Source organism: Cupriavidus pampae, from assembly GCF_914271485.1.
GTDB lineage: Bacteria > Pseudomonadota > Gammaproteobacteria > Burkholderiales > Burkholderiaceae > Cupriavidus > Cupriavidus pampae.
The window spans coordinates 78,165-98,554 of record NZ_CAJZAG010000008.1; the positions used below are offsets into that span (position 1 = coordinate 78,165).

The following is a 20,390-nucleotide window of genomic DNA, read 5'->3' on the forward strand; positions in this document are numbered from 1 at the left end:
CCGGAGAACAGAGGGGTAAATGGCCTTTGTCAAGACTGTTCATCTGCGGGCGATTCACTATACTTAGCCCAGTTTTTCGAGGCGACCACAATATCTAGTGGTCCCCTCCAGGTACCGACCCTAATGTATGGCCCGCGGCGCACCAGAGATGTGCTGCCAGTGCCTCAGCAGCGGAAGGGTCGGGGCAATACCAGAGTCCCTAGCAGAATGATCGCCAGTGCAGTTGGGTTCTCGCCCGGCAAAGCCGGAACCGAGAGTGTCTTCTGAAGCGCATTTTGCTAGGGACTTTGTCACTTCCAAATACACAAGGGGAAACGACCTCATGCAAACGGCCCAGAACGAACTCGCCACTGGCGTATCGAGCGTTGTCGGCGCAGCCGGCACGTCGCAGTCCAACTCCGCCGCTGCGGGTACGGGTTACCAGGACTACAAGATCATTCGCCGCAATGGCGCCGTCGTGGCGTTCGAGCCGAGCAAGATTTCCGTCGCCGTGACCAAGGCCTTCCTGGCCGTCAACGGCGGTACCGGTGCTGCCTCCGCGCGTGTGCGCGAGCTCACCGAGCAGCTGACCCAGTCCGTGGTGCGCGCGCTGCTGCGCAGCCGCCCGAACGGCGGCACGTTCCATATCGAGGACGTGCAGGACCACGTGGAACTGGCGCTGATGCGCTCGGGCGAACATGAAGTGGCCCGTGCCTACGTGCTGTATCGCGAGAAGCGTTCGCAGGAACGCGCGCAGGCCAACGCGCAGGCCGTGGCCCGCGTGCAGGAAGCTGGCGGCGTGGCCGTCAACGTGACCGACGGTGGCGTCGTGCGCGTGCTGGATCTGGCGGCGCTGCACGAGATGATCGACACCGCCTGCAGCGGTCTGGGCGAGAGCGTGAGCGCCGAGCCGATCCTGAAGGAAACGCTCAAGAACCTGTATGACGGCGTGCCGCTGACGCAGGTCTACGACTCGGCGATTCTCGCCGCGCGTACGCTGATCGAAAAGGACCCGGCCTACAGCCAGGTGACCGCGCGCATCCTGCTGCATACGATTCGCAAGGAAATCCTCGGTACCGAAGTGACGCAGGCCGAGATGTCGGTGCGTTACGCCGAATACTTCCCGAAGTTCATCGCGCGCGGTATCGAGGCCGAGCTGCTCGACGAGAAGCTGGCCACGTATGACCTGACCCGCCTGGGCGCCGCGCTGGACGCTTCGCGCGACTTCCAGTTCAACTACCTCGGCCTGCAGACGCTGTACGACCGCTACTTCCTGCACGTGGAGGAAGCGCGCATCGAGATGCCGCAGGCCTTCTTCATGCGTGTGGCCATGGGCCTGGCGCTTGAAGAGAAGGACCGTGAAGCGCGCGCGATCGAGTTCTATCAACTGCTGTCGTCGTTCGACTTCATGTCGTCCACGCCGACGCTGTTCAACTCGGGTACGCGCCGTTCGCAGCTGTCCTCGTGCTACCTGACCACGGTGTCGGACGACCTCGAAGGCATCTACGAAGCGCTCAAGGAAAATGCGCTGCTGTCGAAGTTCGCGGGCGGTCTGGGCAACGACTGGACCAACGTGCGCGCGCTGGGCTCGCATATCAAGGGCACCAACGGCAAGAGCCAGGGCGTGGTGCCGTTCCTGAAGGTGGTCAACGACACGGCCGTGGCCGTGAACCAGGGCGGCAAGCGCAAGGGCGCGGTGTGCGCGTACCTGGAGACGTGGCACCTGGACATCGAGGAATTCCTCGAGCTGCGCAAGAACACCGGTGACGATCGTCGCCGCACGCACGACATGAACACGGCCAACTGGATTCCGGACCTGTTCATGAAGCGCGTGATGGAAGGCGGCGACTGGACGCTGTTCTCGCCGGCCACCTGCCCGGACCTGCATGACAAGGTGGGCAAGGCGTTCGAGACGGCCTACCTCGGCTACGAAGCCAAGGCCGCCAGCGGCGAGATCAAGCTGTTCAAGAAGCTTCCGGCGCAGCAACTGTGGCGCAAGATGCTGGGCATGCTGTTCGAGACCGGCCATCCGTGGATCACGTTCAAGGATCCGTGCAACATCCGCAGCCCGCAGCAGCACGTGGGCGTGGTGCACAGCTCCAACCTCTGCACCGAGATCACGCTCAACACGAACGACAGCGAGATCGCCGTCTGCAACCTGGGCTCGGTCAATCTGGTCGCGCACCTGAAGCAACAGGCTGACGGTTCGTACGTGCTCGATCACGACAAGCTGCAGAAGACGGTTCGTACCGCGATGCGCATGCTCGACAACGTGATCGACATCAACTACTACGCGGTGGACAAGGCGCGCAATTCCAACCTGCGTCACCGTCCGGTTGGCATGGGCATCATGGGCTTCCAGGACTGCCTGCACGTGCAGCGCGTGGCCTACGCCAGCGACGCCGCGGTGAAGTTTGCCGATACGTCGATGGAAGCGGTGTGCTACTACGCGTACCAGGCTTCGACCGAACTGGCTGAAGAGCGCGGCCGCTACAGCACCTACACGGGTTCGCTGTGGGATCGTGGCATCCTGCCGCAGGACTCGCTGAAGCTGCTGGCCGACGAGCGTGGTGGTTACCTCGATGTGGACCTGTCCTCGACGATGGACTGGGACGCGCTGCGCGCACGCATCAAGCAGCACGGCATGCGTAACTCGAACTGCATCGCGATTGCACCGACCGCGACGATCTCGAACATCATCGGCGTGTCGGCCTGTATCGAGCCGACGTTCCAGAACCTGTACGTGAAGTCGAACCTGTCGGGCGAGTTCACGGTGGTCAACGATTACCTGGTTCGCGACCTGAAGGCCCGCGGCCTGTGGGACGAGGTGATGGTTGCCGACCTCAAGTACTTCGATGGCTCGCTGGCCCGCATCGACCGCATTCCGCAGGATCTGCGCGAGATCTATGCCACCGCGTTCGAAGTGGAACCGTCGTGGCTCGTGGAAGCCGCCAGCCGTCGTCAGAAGTGGATCGATCAGGCGCAGTCGCTGAACATCTACATGGCCGGCGCGTCGGGCAAGAAGCTGGACGACACCTACAAGCTGGCGTGGGTGCGCGGTCTCAAGACCACGTACTACCTGCGCACCATGGCTGCCACGCACGTGGAGAAGTCCACTGTGTCGCGCGGTTCGCTGAACTCGGTGTCTTCGGGCGCCGAGACCAGCGGCGCCTCCGCACTGGAAAAGGCGGCCGCCGCGGCGCCTGCCATGCCGGAAGCCGAAGGCGCGGTCTGCACGATGCGTCCGGGCGACGCAGGCTTTGACGAGTGCGAAGCCTGCCAGTAAAGGCCACCATGCGAGGCCGGTTTGCGAATCGGCCTCGCACATTCAGAACTATCGGAGAACAACTATGCTGAGCTGGGACGACGACGTTCAAGCCACGCCTCAAGCTGCGCCGCAGCCTGCCCTGCAACCTGCATTGCAGCCTACCTCGCGCACGACCGCGGACGAGCAGGGCGTATTGCCGCCGGCCGCTACGCAGCCGACCGGTATCCTCGGTAATCTGCCGGCATCGGGCGATCAGGCCTCGCGCCGTGTGAACGCCGCTGACAAGCGCGTGATCAACGGTTCCACCGACGTCAACCAGCTGGTGCCGTTCAAGTACAAGTGGGCGTGGGAGAAGTACCTCGCCGGCTGCGCGAACCACTGGATGCCGCAGGAAATCAACATGTCGCGGGACATCGCGCTGTGGAAGGATCCGAACGGGCTGACCGAGGACGAGCGCCGCATCATCAAGCGCAACCTGGGCTTCTTCGTGACGGCCGACTCGCTGGCCGCCAACAACATCGTGCTGGGCACGTACCGCCAGATCACGGCGCCCGAGTGCCGCCAGTACCTGCTGCGTCAGGCCTTCGAAGAGGCCATCCACACGCACGCTTACCAGTACATCGTGGAGTCGCTTGGCCTCAATGAAGCCGAGATCTTCAACGCATATCACGAAGTTGCGTCGATCCGCGCCAAGGACGAGTTCCTGATTCCGTTCATCGACACGCTGACCGATCCGTCGTTCAAGACCGGCACGCCCGAGAACGACCAGAAGCTGCTGAAGTCGCTGATCGTGTTCGCGTGCATCATGGAAGGCCTGTTCTTCTACGTGGGCTTCACGCAGATTCTGGCCATGGGTCGTCAGAACAAGATGACCGGCGCTGCGGAGCAGTACCAGTACATCCTGCGCGACGAGTCGCTGCACTGCAATTTCGGTATCGACCTGATCAACCAGATCAAGCTCGAGAACCCGCACCTGTGGACCGCCGAGTTCAAGGCCGAGATCACCGAGCTGTTCAAGGAAGCGGTGGACCTCGAGTACCGCTACGCCGAGGACACCATGCCGCGCGGCGTGCTGGGCCTGAATGCGCCGATGTTCAAGTCGTACCTGCGCTTCATCTGCAACCGCCGCTGCCAGCAGATCGGCCTCGAGCAGCTGTTCCCGAACGAGGAAAACCCGTTCCCGTGGATGAGCGAGATGATCGACCTGAAGAAGGAACGCAACTTCTTCGAAACCCGCGTGATCGAGTATCAGACGGGTGGGGCTTTATCGTGGGATTGAGGTGATTGTTGCCGGTTTTCCCGAGAGGAAAGCGCGGCTTCGGATCATAAGACAGGCGACGCGGAAGGCGTCGCCTGTTTTTTTCTGAGGTTGAAAGATGCACTGTCAGCGAATTGACCGTGCCGTTGGCGGTTGTCCGGATTGGTCTCGGGCACATGTTCGGCAGTAGCGCGTATCTCGCGTTTATATGATGGAGCTGTACATTCATACAGTGATAGCCTTGCGACTCATTGCGCAGAAGGGCGCGCAAATAGCAGCGGGCCTCGGCTAATGTTCAGATGTCGAACCTGTGTAGATGCCCGTTGAGCCCGTCATAGGAGCATCATTTGACCAAGCAGGACTATTCACCCCTCTGGCCGCCAGGACGTCACAAGGTAACGCTGGATCAGTTTCGCGTAACGGCGATTGAGCGTTTTCCGTTTGATGTCCGGCGGCAGGAGTTGTACTCGAAGCTTGAAGCGTGGGTCCATCGTCTTCGCGAGCTTGGTGTCAAAGGGGTCGTCTGGATCGATGGTTCCATCACGACAGAGAAATCGGCGCCGAGCGATATCGATTGCATCTTGTGGAATCCGAAGACGGTCGAGCCGCTGAGTGCCGATGTTGAGGCAGCTTTGGCCCCTCTTGTGGATAAGGCCAACGTCGATAAAGAGTTCAGCTTGGATTTCTATCTGGAGGGACCCTGGAGCGGAGATCGCTTCACGCGTGAAGCGTACTGGTCAGGGGTATTTGGTTTCTGCCATGACAGAGTTACGGCGAAGGGCTTCGTGGAGATCGCACTGTGAGCACGAAATTTCTCGAGCAGCACGCGAAGACGCTGGCGGCGTTTGCGAAGGAGACTGCAGATGCTTCTTCGGAATCGCCCGACGATTTTTGGCTCCGCGCTGCGGTCAAGGTTCAGCACGAGGCAGCGGCAAAGGCTGCTCGCGAACTGGCTCTTGCTCGTGCCGATGAGGCGGGGGAACTGATTGGCTTGCGATTCATCGGTCCTCGAGCTGATGGGTCCATACCCCTTGATGCGTTCGTGAAGATCATGGAGCCGCTTACGTATGCCTGGAAGGCTGCGGCTCACAGGCTGCGGTACGGCCGTGATGACTTGCGCGTCGCCACGGAAATTTCTGACCTACTGGATCTCCGGTTAGCAGGGTTGGCTTATGGATCTACGCGGGTATTTGTCACGGGGAATGGAGCCGCAGATCTCACTGGCGAGAGCTTGCTCCAAGCCACGCTGGTGCATGTCTTCAAGCTTCTAACCGCTACGCGGGACGACTTCCATGATGCCGCTGACTCCATTGGCGGCAAGGCTGCATCCAGCCTTGCGGAAGCGCTCAAGGCCATCGACGCGGCCGGTTTTTCGGCAGAGCTTACTTGGCAATCCCCATCTTGTCGTTGGCGATGGGATGGCAAGCGCGACGAGATCGTACGTTTCCGAAATTGGGTCGAGTCGATGACGGATCCCGAAGAGTACGAAGAGGAGGTAGCTGGAATTGTCGCAGCGATCAAAGACACTGGACGGTTTGAGTTGCGCACCGAGGATGGCAAGATCGTCGTTCGCTATCCCCTTGCGTTGACCACTGAAGTGCAAAAGCTCACCATTGCCAAACCAGCTCGCGTCGCAGTGATTACTGCCAAGTACAGAGATTCAGTAGCGAAGCGGGACATTTACACGAGGCACTTGAAGTACGTGCTTTGATCTCAGCTTCCCTGTCATCACGGATGGGGCGTCAATGCTGATCTCCGCATTTGCCATCTGATCTTCTAGATCGGCCGCCCCGCTTAAACTCATCGTAGGTTCACGAAATTGCTTGCGGCTTTGGTCCGAAGGTTACGATGGGGCTGCGAAGAGCGTACTTTTCAAGTCACGGGTGCCCCCGGTGTGACCTCTGCGCAAGCATGCCCCCGGGGGACGTTCTCTTCTACGCAGCTACCCCGCACTTGAGACGATCGGGCAAATCGTCGAGACGGATCGGCAAGGGCGGCCGCCGATGCACTCCTAGACTGAAGTCACTGATCGCAGTGATCGCGAAACCAAAACGCGAGGCGCGATCTGCAGGTACCCAACGACTTCAGGAGCCCATCATGAGCAACAACACCCTTAACGCCGGCGCACGTTTGCGCGTTCTTGCCGCTGCGGTTGCCTTGGCCGCTGCCTCGTTCTCCGTTAGTGCGCATGCCGCCGATACGGCCGCCGCTCGCGACGCGACGGCGCCGGTCACGCATGCCAGCCTGATGAATGAACTCAGCGAGTTACGCGCGGTGGGCTACGACCTGCAAGACGACAGCTTCCCCGAGTCGCTGCAGCGCGCGGAGCGCAAGCTGGAGTCGAAGCGCCGCGCCGAGCAACAGGCCACGCAGTTGTCGCCGCAGGCAGGGTCGGCAAGCTGATTGCTCGATGGATATGAGACGACTCTGAAAATGGCGGGGTGGTTGCGACGAATCAACCTCACGCAAACTTCCCCGTCAGTCCCCCATCCACCACCAGTTCCGTGCCGGTGACATAGGCTGCCGCGTCGGAGGCCAGGAAGGCGCAGGCGTTGGCGATGTCCCACGCGGTGCCCATGCGGCCCAGCGGGACTTGTTTGGCGCGCGCGGCGCGGGCTTCGTCGAGGCTGGTTTCTGAGAACATTTTGGCGACCGTGTTGGCGATGCGCGGGGTGTCGATCAAGCCGGGGACCACGGTGTTGGCGCGTATGCCATTGGCCGCGTATTGCTGGGCGAGCATGCGGGTGAACTGGATCACCGCGGCTTTGGTGACGCAGTACGACAGGTGCGGATAGCCGAGGTAACGCAGGCCGGCGACCGACGAGATCGTGATGATGGAACCGCGGCCCTGTTCGATCATGTCGGGCAGGACCTGGCGTGAGGCCAGCAGCAGACTGCGGACGTTGACCGATTGGGCGAGGTCGAAGTCCTCCAGCTTTGTGTCGAGCGGGCCGCCCGTTTTGCCGATGCCCACGTTGCGGTGGAGCACGTCGATGACGCCGAAGCGGGCTTTGGCTTCGGCGAACATGCGGACCACGTCGTCCTCATTGGCGATGTCACCCACGAAGGTGTCGACAGTGCCGCCTTCGCTGCGGATGATCTGCGTGGTCTCCTCCGCGGAGGTGCGATCGCGGTCGGCGACGCAGACGCGTGCACCAAGGCGGGCATAGGTGACACACGCCGCGCGGCCGATGCTCCAGCCGGGGCCGGCCGAGCCGCCGCCGGCGACGAACACTGTGCGATCGGACAGGCCTAGTGACAATGCGGCAGTCGTGGTCATCAGTCGTGTTCCTTGCCACCCTCGCCAACATACGGAATCGCATGCTCGACCGTGTCCCAGATAAATCGGCCGGACGGGCTTTGCTGTTCCTCGACGATATGCGCGACCAGCCCCGCGGCGCGCGAGATCACCGCGAAGCCGCGCATGACGGCGGTCGGCACGCCAATCTCGCCGAGCAGTGCGGCCACCGCGCCCGTGGCGTTGATCGTGATCGGGCGCCCAGCCACTTCATCAACCGCGGTGGACAGACGCTCGAGTGCGCGAATGTGTTTGCCATCGAGTTCAGTCTCGGCGCGGCCGAGCTCTAGCAGTTTGTACGCACGCGGATCGACGGGCTTGTGCAGATGGTGTCCAAAGCCCGGAACCGGGCTTTTCAGCGCCTTGTAGTGTCGCGCGATCGCCAGTGCTTCCGCATCGGGATCATCAGCGGCAAGAATACGGTCCAGCAGTTGCGAGCAGTTCTCCATCGTACCGACGAATGAACTCCCCACCGCCAGCAGGCCCGCGGAGACCGCACCCTGCAGATTCTCCGGTGCGCTCATGTAGATCAGCCGCGTGGCAATCGCGCTCGGCGTCAGGCCATGCTCCATCAGCACGATCAGCACGACGTCGGTGATGCGCATATCGACCGCGCGCGGTTCGCGGCCGAGGATCTGCATCAGCATGACTTCGGTGAAGGTTTTCTTGCCCATCAGATCTTCGACCAGATCGGCATCGCGGTAATGCAGGCTCGTCAGCGTATGTGTGCAGAGGCGGGTAACGGGGGTGTCATTGGCAGCCATGTCGGTCTCCTTCAGGATGCAGTCTGTGCCAGCGCGAGGTCGCGCACGGAAGTCTTGAGTACCTTGCCGACGGTCGAGCGCGGCAGGCTGGCAAGGAAGTGGATGCGCTTGGGCGTCTGCACCGGCCCGAGCCGTGCGCGCACATGGGCGATCAACTCGTCTTCGGTCGCGGCGCAGCCATCACGCAATTGCACGGCAGCCTGCACGGCCTCGCCCCACTTGTCGTCGGGAATGCCAAACACCGCGCTCTCGTGTACGGCGGGGTGCTGTCCCAGTGCATTCTCGACATCGATCGGATAGACATTGAACCCACCCGTGATCACGACATCGCGGAGCCGATCTTTCAGATACAGGAAGCCGCGCTCGTCGATCAACCCACGGTCGCCGGTATGTAGCCAACCATCGACGATGGTCTTTGCCGTCAGCTCGGGCAGACGCCAGTAGCCCGTCATCACCAGGTCTCCCCGCGCCACCACTTCGCCCACCTCACCAGTCGGCAACAACGTGCCCTCGGGCGACATGATCGCGACCTCGCTGAACCAAGTGGTACGCCCAACCGCTGCGAGGTTGGCGGGATCCTCGAAGTCTTCAGGCCGCATCACGGTCAGCAGTTGCGGCGCCTCGGTCTGGCCATAGGTCGTGGCCATCACCGGCCCGAAGAACTCGCGCGCGACGCGCAGCTTCTCGGCAGGCATCGGCGCGCCGCCATAGATCAGCCGACGCAGATATGGATAGTCGGCACGCGAGGCACCCGGCAACGCCATCAGCATGTAGATCAGGGTGGGCGGCATGAAGGCGATGGAGCCGCCGCGCTCGCGGAACGCGGTACGCACGGCTTCCGCGCCGCTACCGTCCATGATCACGTGACAGCCGCCCTGCGCGAGGATCGGCACGACGTACGTGGATGTGCCATGTGTGACCGGCGCCGCCACGACGTATCGATCGTGCTCGTCGAAGCCCCAGACGTGGATCTGGTTGACGATATTGGCCACCCACGCGCGATACGGCTGCATGACGCCCTTGGGCGCACCCGTGGTGCCGCCCGTGAACTTGATGGCCTGCGTGTCATCGCGCCCCAGCGAGAGCACGGGACGCGCTGCGCCCGCATGCCGCAGAATCTCCGCATCGAGCGCGTGCGTGGCAATACGCTCCCCCGGCGCGCCGTCCAGCAGCGCCGCACAGTCGGCATCGAACACGAGGATCGACGGCTCGGTGGCATCGACGATGCGCCGAATCTCGAACGGCGTGCTCTTCGGATTGAGCGGCACCCAGATCTTGCCGCTGGCGAGCACGGCCAGCAGCACCGTCAGATGCGCGGCGGAGTTGCCCGCGCAGATGCCCACGCGGCTCTGCGGCGCGGGATCATGCGCCTGCAGCGCGGTGGCCAGCGCCGCTACGCGTTCCGCCAGCACGCGATAGGTCACGGTGCCGTCCGGCGCATCGATGGCGATGTTGCCAGGCCAGCGATCGGCCGCGCGCCAGAAGAAATCAATCGGAAACATAAAGGGTCCTCAGTTGACGCGCGCGCCCGACTCCTGCACGACGTCGTGCCAGCGCTTGATTTCGGAGAGCGCGAATGCGCGGCACTGCTCGGGCGTGCCGGGTTCCGGCGTGGCCACGAGTTCCTGCATGCGTTGCCGCACCTCGGGGTTGGCAAGCGCTTTGTTGAGCGCGGTATTGATCTTGTCGACGATCGGCCGCGGCGTACCAGCCGGCGCGGCAATCGCGAACCACGACTGCACATCGAAGCCGGGAAAGCCGGACTCGGAAACGGTCGGGACATCGGGCAGCAGCGGCGAACGTTTCGCACTGGTAATGGCGATCGCGCGCAGGCGCCCGGCCTTGACATGCGGCATCGCGGACGGGGTGTTGTCGAACATCGACTGCACCTGACCGCCAAGCAGATCGGTCACGGCCGGCGCGCTGCCGCGATACGGCACGTGCAGCATGTTGCTGCCACTGCGCATGCGGAAGATCTCGCCGGACAGGTGAATCGACGAGCCCGACCCCGACGAGGCAAAGGTGACGCCGTTCGGCGATTCCTTCGCAAAGCGGATGTAGTCGGCCACGGTATTGACCGGCAGCTTGGGATTCACCACCAGCAGGTTCGGGATCTTGGCGATCATGCCGGCAAGCTCGAAGTCCTTGACCGGGTCGTAGGTCAGCTTGTCGTAAAGCGTGGCGTTGATGGTGTTGGCGATGGTGTAGACATAGAGCGTGTAGCCATCGGGCGCGGACCTCGCCACGACCTCGGCGCCGACATTGCTGTTGGCGCCCGCGCGGTTGTCGATGACGACCGGTTGGCCGAGGTTGTCGCCGAGCTTGACGGCGACCAATCGAGCCAGCACATCGGTGGCACCGCCGGCCGCATAGCCGACCACGAGCCGGACCGGCTTGGTGGGCCACGCGGACGCCTGCGCGTGGGCGGCCCTCGGGGTAACGAGCAACGTGGTAGCGGCCAGCGCGCAGGCCACGACGGGCAGCAGCGCCAGCAGGCGCCGCCGTGTGGTGCCTGCGAGCGTAGAGCGCGTCGGGTACGCCTGGGCAGAGGCGGCGGATAAGGCTGACGTAGTTAACGAAAGCGTCCGGCCGGATGGGATGGTCATGGTTGTCTCCTGGATGGTCACCAATCGCGCGCGTCCGTCTCTGGTTTCTGTGCCGCCCGGTGTGGCTGCGGCATACTGCGGACTGCATCGTCGACGTGGAAATTCTTTCCCATGCCTGCTCGTGTTGCCACCAGAAACGTCCGCCAGGCGGACGCTCCATCGAATGTCAAAGATAGCGCGGATACCGTGCCGGAGGACGGCGCGCGGGCTTTGCGCCGCGGGTTGATGCTGCTGGACGCGATTCTCGCGGGTAGCCGGGAAGGGTTGCGCGTGGTCGATCTGTGCCGCATCGCGGGCCTCGAACGGCCCACGGTCTATCGCTTGCTCGCCACGCTGATCGAGACCGGCTACGTGGCGCAGCGCGGTCGCTTTCGTTATGTCACGGGGCCGCGGCTGGCCGCGATGCCACAGCGGCAGGCCTCGACCGCCGTGGCCGAACGCATTCGCCCGGTGTTGTCACGCGTCAGCCAGGCCTGCGGCGATGCGGCATTCGCGATCGTGCGCGATGGCCCGCTCTCGCACTGCGTGGCGCGGCACGTCGGCACGCACCCGGTGCAGGTACTGGTGATCCAGGTAGGGACGCGACAGCCACTGGGTGTGGGCGCGGCGGGACTGGCGCTGCTATCGGCGCTGCCCGATGCCACGGTGGGCGAGATCATCGCGGCCAATGCCGATGGGCTCGGCCACTACAACGGGATGACCCCCGATCGGCTGCGCATTCTGGTGCGGTCCACACGGGAGCGCGGCTGGTCGGTCATCGGCAATCATGCGACGCGCAACGTGCTGGCGGTGGGGATGGCGGTGCCCAATGCCGATGGCGAACCCGTGGCCGGCATCAGCGTGGCAACCACGCTCGCGCGCATGCCGCGCGAGCGTCAGCAACTGATCGCGCGTGTCATGCGCGAGTCCGTGGCCGCGCTGCTGCCTGACGGCCTGTAGCGCGCGGTTTGCGTTTGGGCTTGACCGCGCCGGCGCGCAGCGGCAGTTCGGGTCGGCCGATCTCGCTTTGCAGGAAGTCGATGAACACGCGCAGCTTCATCGGCATCGCGGTGCGGTTGTAGTAGTAGAGATAGAGCGCCGCGGGCGAGGTCCACCCGGGCAGCACTTCGACGAGGCGACCCTCGGCGAGCGCCGGCGCCGCGGACTCGCTGGCGAGATACGCAAAGCCGTAGCCTTCGCACGCCGCGCGCAGCAGCAGATTGGTGTCGTTCGACGAGACGCGGCCGGTGACCGCAAGGCGCACACGCTTGCCGTTGTCCTCGAACTCCCATTTGTAGAGCGCGCCGCTGTCCGCGCTGCGATAGTTGATGCACTCGTGCTTGAGCAGATCGCGCGGATGCCGCGGCATGCCGCGCGTGGCCACATAGTCGGGCGCGGCCACCACCACGAACGGCACCGAGGCGATCAGCGGAATCGCGACCATGTCGTCGCCCAGTACGTTGTCGAAGCGGATGCCGGCGTCGAAGCCCTTGGTGACGATATCGACAAGGCTGTTATCGACCGCTACGTCGAGGCTGATATTCGGATGGGCGTCGAGAAAGCGCCGCAGCAGCGGCTCGATGATCAGGCGGCTCGCGGTGGAAGGGATATTGAGCCGCAGCGTGCCCATCGACACGTTCGACGCCACCGAGACGTCATGCATCGCCAGCTGCAGTTCCTCGAGCAGCGGCGCCACGCGGTCCATAAAGGCGCTGCCGGCCTCGGTCAGGCTGACGCTGCGTGTGGTGCGGTTGAACAGACGTGCGCCGAGCTGCGCCTCCAGCGTGCGCACGGCATAGCTCGCGGCCGATACGGAGATGCCCGAAGCATCGGCCGCGGCGGTGAAACTCTGGGTCTCCGCCACGCGCATGAACAGGCGTAGCGATTGAAAATCCGGCTCGCTCATTGTGAAAATCCGTTGCAAGAAGCTTGCCGATTATCATCCTTTTCAACAGAAAGCGTGCGATCCGGATTCGATTCTCTTTTGACGTTCAGCCGTCCTTGCCGTCGGCGCGTGGTCGCAACAGCCACGGTGTGTACCTGACGAGGTACAGCACGAAGGCGGCGACCCAGAGCAGACCCGCACCGCCGATCGCATACGCCTTGAGCGCGGGCAGCGCGATCGGCACCACCACACGGACCAGCGCGGCCAGCGCGATGCACGCGTAGGCCACGTGCTCCATGCGGCCGGTCTCGAGCGGGCGGCCGGTGTGGCCCAGCGCGGTGCGCGTGATCATGGCGAGGATCGCGCAGGCGATGGCGCCAACCGTCAGCGCATGGAGCGCGGTCGAGCCATCGAGCCAGCCGGCGGCCGCCCCCGCGATCAACGCGAAGCCGAGCGCCAGGAATGCATAGGCGACGTGGAGCATGGCGACGATCGGCTTGCGCAACGTGCGCAGCGGCGCCCAGCCCGCGAGCCGGATCCCGTGCGCGAGCGCGGCACCGGACGCCAGCGGCAGAGTCAGCCACACGGGCGCATGCGCGCTGTGTGCGGCGATGGCCAGCAGGGTCAGCACGACCACCGCGCGCTCGACCGACGCATGCCGGCGAATGGTCACGCCCGGGAGCGCATTGGCGGTGAACATCGGGATCACGCGGCCGCCGATCACCGTCACGAAGATCGCCACGATCCCGGTTGCCGCTTCCGTGAGCCGCAGTGCGATGCCGATATCACCCGTCAGCACGGCCGCGTGGAAGGCGACGTTAAGCGCGCCCATCACGCCGAGCGCGATTGCCAGGCCGTAGTTGCGTTGGTTGCTGGCACGCCGCAATACGATGAAGAAGCTGAGCGCACACGCCGGGAGGAATGCGCTATCGACCACCACCGCAAGCCACGCGGGGCCACCCCACATGAGCACGCGCGCCAGTACCCAGAGGCCCGCAAGTGCGCCTAGCCAGATCCCTTGCGGGGTTTGCTGGCCGGTCCACGCCTTTCCCGCGGTGAACAGGAAACCCACCACGACCGCGGCGGCGAAGCCGAACACCATCTCGTGCGCGTGCCAGACCATCGCGCCGGTCCAGGGCTGCGCGGCCGGTTGCCACCACCCGAGGTACATCAGCACCCACGCCGCGATGGCGAGCGCGCCGAAGGCCGCCGCCAGCAGATAGAACGGCCGGAAGCCGAGCGCCAGCGCGGGATGACCTCGATAGCGCGGGTGTTTGCGCGAGGGGGAGGGTAGCGGGATCGAGATCGACATGGCGCATGACTGGCGGATGGGTATGTCTTCGATTCTAGTAAAGATATATTTTTAATGCAACTTAAGTGAGAAATTCGGCGATTTGCGCTGGGTTTTTGGTACGCCGAGGCATCACAGAAGCTTCAAAAACAACGTGCGATTTTCAGAATCGGCTCACACACACGGCCCTCATCTGTTCCTACGATCGAGCTTTCGATCCATTCGATTCATTCGCTCGGAGTACGCAGGATGCTAGCCGCCGTTCTTCATCAGTTGGGGGAGGTTCCCCGCCTCGATGCCTTTGCCGAGCCCGTGCCCGGCGCGGGCGAAGTGCTCGTGCGGGTGGCCGCCGCCATGATCAAGCCATTGGACCTGGCCATCGCGCGCGGGCACCATTACCGCAGCCCGCTCGTGCTGCCCGCAGTGTGCGGCACCGATGGCGTGGGCTATCTCGATACCGGCGAGCGCGTGTACTTTACCGGCGTGCGGGCGCCCTACGGCGCGCTGGCGACCTTCGCGCCCGCGCAATGCGTGGCCATGATTCCGGACGAGGTGGACAACCTGACCGCTGCAGTGCTCGTCGATCGCGCGCTGATGGCGTGGCTGCCATTGCAATGGCGCGCGCGGGTTCAGCCCGGCGAGACCGTGCTGGTGGTGGGCGCCACCGGACTGTTGGGCCGCATGACGGTGCAGGCCGCGCGGCTGCTGGGTGCCGCGCGCGTGATCGTCGCCGGGCGCAAGCCCAGCGATATGGCGGAAATGGGCGCCGATGCGATGATCGATCTGCGGCTGCCACCGACGCACCTGCACGAGGCGTTCGGCGTCCATGCCGCGGGCGGCATCGATGTGGTGATCGACTTTATCTGGGGCCCGATCTCGGAGGTGCTGATCGCCGCGTTGACGATGACATCGGTGCCCGGCGAGCGGGGCGTGCGCATCGTCTCGACGGGGGAACCGAGGGAAGACCCGATCGCACTGACGGGCGCGCATCTGCGCGATGCACCGGTCCTGCTGATGGGCAATGGCCCGGGCCACCGTCCGTCCTCGCGCGAACTCGAGGCGATGATCGAGGAGATCCTCGGGCATGCGGCAACCGGCGCGTTGCGCGCCGATGCGGAAATGCTGCTGCTGAGCGATATCGAACGCGCGTGGGAACGCGCGCGAACACGCGAGCGGCCCGTGGTGGTGCGGGTGGGGTAGTGCGGGTTGGGGCCGGGCGGTTACGGCGGAGTGGGCGGACGGGTGGGGCAAGACCCCACCCGCTTACAGGCTCGCAGACGATCAGGCCGCCTTACGCTCCTCAACTTGCCGCTCGCCGCCGAGTGCATCGGTGATGTCGGCCAGCAGTTGCGCGAGCTCGCCCGCCATCAGCGCGAAATCGGCATCGAAGCGCTCGTCCTCGTCACGCATGCTGCCGTCCGCCCCGCCGTTGGCCTGCTCCTTGATCACGTCGAGCGGCGCCACGCGCTTGATCGCGAGCGATTCGGTCATCACGAACGACACGCGATCGTTCCACGTCATGGCCAGACGCGTGCAGCGCTTGCCCGCGGCGATATGGCGCTGCAGATCCTCGGGGTCGAGCGGATGGCGCACGTAACGCACGGTGGCCTTGCTTTCGGCGCTCGACTGCAGCTCGATTTCCTGATCGATGCTAAAGCCCGCCGGCGCGGTGTCGCTGGAGAGCCATTCGGTCATCGCGGCCACCGGCGACTGATTCACGTGCAGGCCCACCAGCGGCAGCGGCTCGATCGCCTTGAACAGCATGCCGCGCACTTCGTCGGCCTTGGCGGTACCGGCGGCATCAATGGCCAGCCACCCATTGACCGGGTCGATCCACACGCGCGTGTCGCGGCGAATGCTGAAGGCGCGCGGCAGCAGTTCGTCGGTGACCTGCTCCTTGAGCTCGCGCATTTGCTTGCGGCCAGGCTTGAAGCCCTGCTGTTCCTCGAGCTCGACAGCGCGCGCCTTGGTGACCTGATTGACCACGGTGGCGGGCAGCAGCTTCTTTTCGGTGCGCAGTACCAGCAGCATCTGCTTGCCGACGCAATGGACCAGCGGTCCGTTATCCCGAGGCGCGGCCCAGCCCTGCGTCTGGGGTTCGAGGCTGGTACCGGGGAAGAACGCGTGACGGGCGAGGCAGGTTTCCACCTCTTCCGCGCTCAGCGTCCACGGGGCGGAGAAGCGGTGCAGCTGAAGATTCTTGAACCACATGGGAATTCGGTGCCCCTCTGGCGAAACGAGAAAGGGTCGAATTCTATCTTGCCCGGGGCGGCGAACGCGCGACGCGCAAAAAAAACGGGACGCCGGAGCGTCCCATCTTGCCGCATTGGCTTGCGCCGTCGCGGGTCAGGCCGGTCAGATGTCGAGCTTCGAGATCTTCGTGCCTTCGACGCTCAGGCCGGCCATCAGGCCCGCATTGGTCAGCGCGAAACCGACGATCGGCTGCTGGGCCGTGTTGGTGTCGAGTTGGCCATTGGCACCGATGGTCGCCAGCGCGACGGTGGCGTCCGCGCCCACGGTCCAGCCACTGCTGTTGACGAACTTCTGGTACGCATCCTGCGTCATGAACATCAGAATGAAGGCCTTCGATTGCGCGCCGATCTGCCAGCCGAGCGAGCCCGAAATCGCGCGATAGTAGCCACGGTTGGCGCCGCCAGAGCGCAGGACGCCGTCGCCATATTCGCCGCCGACCACGAAGCCTGCGGACAGCAGCTTCGGAAACACGAGAATGCCGCGCGAGCGGTTGGCAAGCTCTTGCGAGCCGCGCACGGAGCTATACAGCCGGTTCAGCGTATCGGTGGCGCCTGCGTCGATTTCACGCCGTTTGGCGGCCTTGTCAGATGTCGCATCGGGACCGGTAGTGGTACAGCCGGCGAGCGACAGCGCGCCGAGGGACAGACCCGTGACGCCCACAAGGCCGGCGCTGCCGGCAGACAGGAAGGTTCTACGTTTCATTGGGTTCCTCCAGAGGGGTATCGTGTGTTGCAACCGCCTCTACAGCATAGGCGTACGATGCACATTCGCCAATGCGATGTTGTCTGACATGGACGGTGCATCCATCTGACAAGGTCGGACATACTTTCTTGCAATTACTTGCAAAAAAACCGACGCGCATTTGAAACAATGCAGCCATCGCTATTCCAACCCGAGACGCCCCCATGATCCACTCGAACCGTTCCCTACATTCCTCCGCCGCGCTCGCGTTGCTGGCCGCCGCGGCGGTGCTGTCGCTGGCCGCATGCTCGTCTTCGAAGCAGGCCGGCGAGACCGCGCAGACGGCGAGCGCCGAGTCGACCGCGTCCGCGCCCGGCCCGACCACCACGTCCGGCGCCGATGCGGCATGGCTGAAGCAGCGCGCCCAATACATGGATTGCGTGCAGGACCGCGCGAAGGCCAACCTGACCGCGAAGGGCACCTCGAAGGATGTCGCCGCCAGCGCGATCGAGGCCTGCAAGTCGCAACTCTCGACGATGCACGATGCGTTCCAGGACTACCTGTCGGCGCAGATGTCGTCGTCGCATGGCAAGTCCAGCGCGCGGCAAGCTGCCGATCGCGTGACCAACGACACGCGCGAGAAGGCGCGCACGTATCTGACGCAGTACGTCGAACGTCAGCGTTACGAGGCGGGTCAGCGTTAAGCAGCTTGGCGCCAGGAAGGTCAGGGCTGGACCGGCGCGCGTCTGACTACAGCATCGCCAGGGGCTGTGGCCCACGTGGCGGGGCAAAGATGCCGTCGAGTTCGGTCAGTTGCGCGGGTGTGAATACGAGGTCCAGCGCGCCAAGGTTTTCGCGCAACCGCGCGCGCTGCCCGGTCTTCGGGATCGCAATGATGTCGTCGAACTGAAGCAGCCAGCCGAGCGCCGCCTGCGCCGGCGTCATGCCGTGGCGTTCCGCGAACGCGCGCAACGCTGGTTGCCGCAGCAGGCGCGACTGCTCGATCGGCGAATAGGCCATTACCGGCACGCCGTGCTCGCGCAGCCACGGCAGCAGATCGTACTCGATACCGCGCCGGCTCAGGTTATAGAGCAGCTGGTTGGCCGCTACCTCATTGCCACCCGGCACCTCCCACAGTTCTTCCATATCGGCGAGGTCGAGGTTGCTCACGCCGAAATGCCGGATCTTGCCCGCCTGCCGCAGGCGCCGGAAGGCCTCGATAGTTTCTTCGAACGGTACGCCGCCGCGCCAGTGCAGCAGGTAGAGGTCGATACGGTCGGTGCCAAGCCGGCGCAGGCTGCGTTCGCATGCAGCCATCGCGCCCTCCAGGCTTGCGTTGTGCGGAAAGACCTTGCTGACGAGAAACACGTCGTCGCGGCGGCCCTGGATGGCTTCGCCGATCAGCGATTCCGACGCGCCTTCGCCGTACATCTCGGCGGTATCGATCAGCCGCAGGCCGAGGTCGAGCCCGAGCCGCAGCGTGGCGATCTCCTCGGCGCGGGTCTGCGCGCTGTCACCGATATTCCAGGTACCCATGCCGAGCGCCGGCACCTGTTCGCCGCCAGGCAACATGACTTGCTTCATGCCCGACCTCCCTCGTCTATTCGATCAGATCCGTGATCAAACCAGTCCGGTCGTGTAGTACACGGTGATCACGAAGAACACCGCCAGCGTCTTGATGACCGTTACCGCGAATATATCGCGATAGGACTCGCGGTGCGTCAGGCCGGTCACGGCTAGCAGCGTGATGACGGCGCCGTTGTGAGGCAGCGTGTCCATGCCGCCGCTGGCCATCGACACCACGCGATGCAGGACTTCGAGCGGGATATGCGCGGCCTGTGCGCCCTGGATGAACGAGTCCGACATCGCCGCCAGCGCGATGCTCATGCCGCCCGATGCCGAGCCGGTGATGCCGGCCAGCGTGCTCACCGATACCGCCGCGTTGACGAGCGGATTCGGAATGCTGCGCAGGGCGTCGCTGACTACGAGGAAGCCCGGCAGTGCCGCAATGACGCCGCCGAAGCCGTACTCGGAGGCGGTGTTCAGCGAGGCCAGCAGCGCGCCGCCGACCGCGGCCTTGGTGCCGTCCGCGAAGCGGGTGCGCACGGCACCGAACGCGGTAACCAGCACCACGACGATGCCCAGCAGTAGCGCACCCTCAACCGCCCAGATCGCGGTCACGCTGGCGATCTTGGTTTCAACGGGATGCGGCAGCCCCGGCAGCGACACGCTGCTCGATGCGCCGTACCAGAGCGGAATCATGCGCGTGAGCCAGAAGTTGGCCACGCCGACCACCACGAGCGGCAGCAGGGCGAGCAACGGCGGCGGCAGCTTGCCGCCTTCGCGGTGCTGCGGCTCGTTCAGCAGGTTGGTGCCGTAACCCTCGCCGCGCGCCATGGCGGTACGGCGACGCCATTCGAGGTAGGACAGGCCCACCACGATGATGAACAGCGAACCCGCCACGCCGAGAATCGGTGCGGCCCACGAGGTGGTCTTGAAGAACGTGGTCGGGATGATGTTCTGGATCTGCGGCGTGCCGGGCAGCGAGTCCATCGTGAACGAGAACGCGCCCAGCGCGATGGCGCCCGGCATCAGCCGCTTGGGGATATTGCTCTGACGGTAGAGCTCGGCCGCGAACGGATAGACCGCGAACACGACCACGAACAGCGACACGCCGCCGTACGTCAGTAGTGCGCAGACGGCAACAATCACCGCGTTGGCGCGCGAGCGTCCGATGTAGCGAATCGCCGCCGCCACGATCGACTCGGAAAAGCCCGACAGTTCCACGACCTTGCCGAACACCGCGCCAAGCAGGAACACCGGGAAATACAGTTTGATAAAGCCGACCATCTTCTCCATGAAGATGCCCGAGAACACGGGTGCCACCGCCGACGGTTCGGTCAGCAGCACGGCGCCGAGTGCCGCGATGGGCGCGAACAGGATCACGCTGTAGCCGCGATAGGCGGCGAACATCAGGAAGGCGAGGGCCGCCAACACGATGAGGAACGACATGGGATCTCCATTATTGCGAATTGCAAGCGGGGCACTTTGCCACAGCTGGCGTGACTGCGTCCGGCCAAGGCGCGTACGGCGCGCGTGACAAACTGTGATGACGCGCGCGAGCGGAT

At 64.2% G+C, this 20,390-nt stretch carries 18 protein-coding genes; 8 read left to right on the plus strand and 10 right to left on the minus strand.

Features of this window, described 5'->3' with window-relative positions; translation table 11 throughout:
* Positions 1–322: 322 nt before the first annotated feature.
* The 5 genes from LDO41_RS20370 to LDO41_RS20390 all read left to right on the plus strand — a co-directional run bounded on the left by LDO41_RS20370 (position 323) and on the right by LDO41_RS20390 (position 6,908).
* On the plus strand, positions 323–3,265 hold the full coding sequence (locus LDO41_RS20370) for a ribonucleoside-diphosphate reductase subunit alpha (RefSeq protein ID WP_223991533.1): 2,943 nt from the start codon (positions 323–325) through the stop codon (positions 3,263–3,265).
* A 64-nt stretch (positions 3,266–3,329) separates the two neighbouring features.
* Entirely contained in the window at positions 3,330–4,526 is a 1,197-nt protein-coding gene (locus LDO41_RS20375; protein WP_223991534.1) for a ribonucleotide-diphosphate reductase subunit beta, read from the plus strand.
* 326 nt (positions 4,527–4,852) lie between these two features.
* Positions 4,853–5,308 carry a DUF6932 family protein gene (locus LDO41_RS20380; RefSeq protein WP_223991535.1) on the plus strand — a complete coding sequence of 152 codons (456 nt, stop codon included), beginning with the start codon at positions 4,853–4,855 and terminating at the stop codon, positions 5,306–5,308.
* A complete protein-coding gene (locus LDO41_RS20385) occupies positions 5,305–6,216 on the plus strand; it encodes a hypothetical protein (protein ID WP_223991536.1) in 912 nt (303 codons plus the stop codon). Before LDO41_RS20380 ends, LDO41_RS20385 begins: the two co-directional genes overlap by 4 nt.
* A gap of 386 nt (positions 6,217–6,602) precedes the next feature.
* Positions 6,603–6,908, plus strand: a complete 306-nt coding sequence (locus LDO41_RS20390; RefSeq protein WP_223991537.1) for a DUF4148 domain-containing protein — start codon at positions 6,603–6,605, stop codon at positions 6,906–6,908.
* A 58-nt stretch (positions 6,909–6,966) separates the two neighbouring features.
* Here the strand turns inward: LDO41_RS20390 and LDO41_RS20395 are convergent, their stop codons facing one another.
* From LDO41_RS20395 to LDO41_RS20410, 4 genes are read right to left on the minus strand one after another with little or no spacing between them, the layout of a single operon-like run.
* On the minus strand, positions 6,967–7,785 hold the full coding sequence (locus LDO41_RS20395) for an SDR family NAD(P)-dependent oxidoreductase (protein ID WP_223991538.1): 819 nt from the start codon (positions 7,783–7,785) through the stop codon (positions 6,967–6,969).
* The gene (locus tag LDO41_RS20400) at positions 7,785–8,567 is read right to left on the minus strand and encodes a citryl-CoA lyase (RefSeq protein WP_223991539.1); all 783 of its coding nucleotides are present in this window, start codon (positions 8,565–8,567) and stop codon (positions 7,785–7,787) included. Before LDO41_RS20400 ends, LDO41_RS20395 begins: the two co-directional genes overlap by 1 nt.
* Before the next feature lie 11 nt (positions 8,568–8,578).
* Positions 8,579–10,069, minus strand: a complete 1,491-nt coding sequence (locus LDO41_RS20405; RefSeq protein ID WP_223991540.1) for a class I adenylate-forming enzyme family protein — start codon at positions 10,067–10,069, stop codon at positions 8,579–8,581.
* 9 nt (positions 10,070–10,078) lie between these two features.
* Positions 10,079–11,173 carry a Bug family tripartite tricarboxylate transporter substrate binding protein gene (locus tag LDO41_RS20410; RefSeq protein WP_223991541.1) on the minus strand — a complete coding sequence of 365 codons (1,095 nt, stop codon included), beginning with the start codon at positions 11,171–11,173 and terminating at the stop codon, positions 10,079–10,081.
* A gap of 111 nt (positions 11,174–11,284) precedes the next feature.
* Here LDO41_RS20410 and LDO41_RS20415 point away from each other — a divergent pair, with 111 nt between their 5' ends.
* Positions 11,285–12,112, plus strand: a complete 828-nt coding sequence (locus LDO41_RS20415) for an IclR family transcriptional regulator (protein WP_223991542.1) — start codon at positions 11,285–11,287, stop codon at positions 12,110–12,112.
* On the opposite strand, the gene LDO41_RS20420 is transcribed toward LDO41_RS20415, so the two are convergent.
* On the minus strand, positions 12,069–13,058 hold the full coding sequence (locus LDO41_RS20420; protein WP_223991543.1) for a LysR family transcriptional regulator: 990 nt from the start codon (positions 13,056–13,058) through the stop codon (positions 12,069–12,071). The two genes, LDO41_RS20415 and LDO41_RS20420, sit on opposite strands and share 44 nt — an antisense overlap.
* An 85-nt stretch (positions 13,059–13,143) precedes the next feature.
* Positions 13,144–14,349 (minus strand): NnrS family protein, encoded by a 1,206-nt coding sequence (locus LDO41_RS20425; protein WP_223991544.1) that lies wholly within the window; start codon positions 14,347–14,349, stop codon positions 13,144–13,146.
* A 228-nt stretch (positions 14,350–14,577) separates the two neighbouring features.
* On the opposite strand from LDO41_RS20425, the gene LDO41_RS20430 reads away from it, so the two are divergent.
* On the plus strand, positions 14,578–15,528 hold the full coding sequence (locus LDO41_RS20430; RefSeq protein WP_223991545.1) for an MDR/zinc-dependent alcohol dehydrogenase-like family protein: 951 nt from the start codon (positions 14,578–14,580) through the stop codon (positions 15,526–15,528).
* Between the two features lie 81 nt (positions 15,529–15,609).
* Here the strand turns inward: LDO41_RS20430 and LDO41_RS20435 are convergent, their stop codons facing one another.
* Together LDO41_RS20435 and LDO41_RS20440 are read right to left on the minus strand one after the other, a co-directional pair.
* Positions 15,610–16,539, minus strand: a complete 930-nt coding sequence (locus LDO41_RS20435) for a recombination-associated protein RdgC (RefSeq protein ID WP_223991546.1) — start codon at positions 16,537–16,539, stop codon at positions 15,610–15,612.
* A 144-nt stretch (positions 16,540–16,683) separates the two neighbouring features.
* Entirely contained in the window at positions 16,684–17,283 is a 600-nt protein-coding gene (locus LDO41_RS20440) for a BPSL1445 family SYLF domain-containing lipoprotein (protein ID WP_223991547.1), read from the minus strand.
* Positions 17,284–17,486: 203 nt separating this feature from the next.
* Between LDO41_RS20440 and LDO41_RS20445 the strand changes: the two genes are divergently transcribed.
* Entirely contained in the window at positions 17,487–17,966 is a 480-nt protein-coding gene (locus LDO41_RS20445) for a hypothetical protein (RefSeq protein WP_223991548.1), read from the plus strand.
* A gap of 46 nt (positions 17,967–18,012) precedes the next feature.
* On the opposite strand, the gene LDO41_RS20450 is transcribed toward LDO41_RS20445, so the two are convergent.
* Positions 18,013–18,846, minus strand: a complete 834-nt coding sequence (locus LDO41_RS20450; RefSeq protein ID WP_223991549.1) for an aldo/keto reductase — start codon at positions 18,844–18,846, stop codon at positions 18,013–18,015.
* A gap of 36 nt (positions 18,847–18,882) precedes the next feature.
* A complete protein-coding gene (locus tag LDO41_RS20455) occupies positions 18,883–20,274 on the minus strand; it encodes a GntP family permease (RefSeq protein WP_223991550.1) in 1,392 nt (463 codons plus the stop codon).
* Positions 20,275–20,390: the final 116 nt, after the last annotated feature.

Coding starts and splice junctions, on each gene's coding strand:
- LDO41_RS20370 (WP_223991533.1), top strand. CDS start 323: ATGCAAACGGCCCAGAACGAACTCGCCACTGGCGTATCGAGCGTTGTC.
- LDO41_RS20375 (WP_223991534.1), top strand. CDS start 3,330: ATGCTGAGCTGGGACGACGACGTTCAAGCCACGCCTCAAGCTGCGCCG.
- LDO41_RS20390 (WP_223991537.1), top strand. CDS start 6,603: ATGAGCAACAACACCCTTAACGCCGGCGCACGTTTGCGCGTTCTTGCC.
- LDO41_RS20395 (WP_223991538.1), bottom strand. CDS start 7,785: ATGACCACGACTGCCGCATTGTCACTAGGCCTGTCCGATCGCACAGTG.
- LDO41_RS20400 (WP_223991539.1), bottom strand. CDS start 8,567: ATGGCTGCCAATGACACCCCCGTTACCCGCCTCTGCACACATACGCTG.
- LDO41_RS20405 (WP_223991540.1), bottom strand. CDS start 10,069: ATGTTTCCGATTGATTTCTTCTGGCGCGCGGCCGATCGCTGGCCTGGC.
- LDO41_RS20410 (WP_223991541.1), bottom strand. CDS start 11,173: ATGACCATCCCATCCGGCCGGACGCTTTCGTTAACTACGTCAGCCTTA.
- LDO41_RS20415 (WP_223991542.1), top strand. CDS start 11,285: ATGCCTGCTCGTGTTGCCACCAGAAACGTCCGCCAGGCGGACGCTCCA.
- LDO41_RS20420 (WP_223991543.1), bottom strand. CDS start 13,058: ATGAGCGAGCCGGATTTTCAATCGCTACGCCTGTTCATGCGCGTGGCG.
- LDO41_RS20425 (WP_223991544.1), bottom strand. CDS start 14,349: ATGTCGATCTCGATCCCGCTACCCTCCCCCTCGCGCAAACACCCGCGC.
- LDO41_RS20430 (WP_223991545.1), top strand. CDS start 14,578: ATGCTAGCCGCCGTTCTTCATCAGTTGGGGGAGGTTCCCCGCCTCGAT.
- LDO41_RS20435 (WP_223991546.1), bottom strand. CDS start 16,539: ATGTGGTTCAAGAATCTTCAGCTGCACCGCTTCTCCGCCCCGTGGACG.
- LDO41_RS20440 (WP_223991547.1), bottom strand. CDS start 17,283: ATGAAACGTAGAACCTTCCTGTCTGCCGGCAGCGCCGGCCTTGTGGGC.
- LDO41_RS20445 (WP_223991548.1), top strand. CDS start 17,487: ATGATCCACTCGAACCGTTCCCTACATTCCTCCGCCGCGCTCGCGTTG.
- LDO41_RS20450 (WP_223991549.1), bottom strand. CDS start 18,846: ATGAAGCAAGTCATGTTGCCTGGCGGCGAACAGGTGCCGGCGCTCGGC.
- LDO41_RS20455 (WP_223991550.1), bottom strand. CDS start 20,274: ATGTCGTTCCTCATCGTGTTGGCGGCCCTCGCCTTCCTGATGTTCGCC.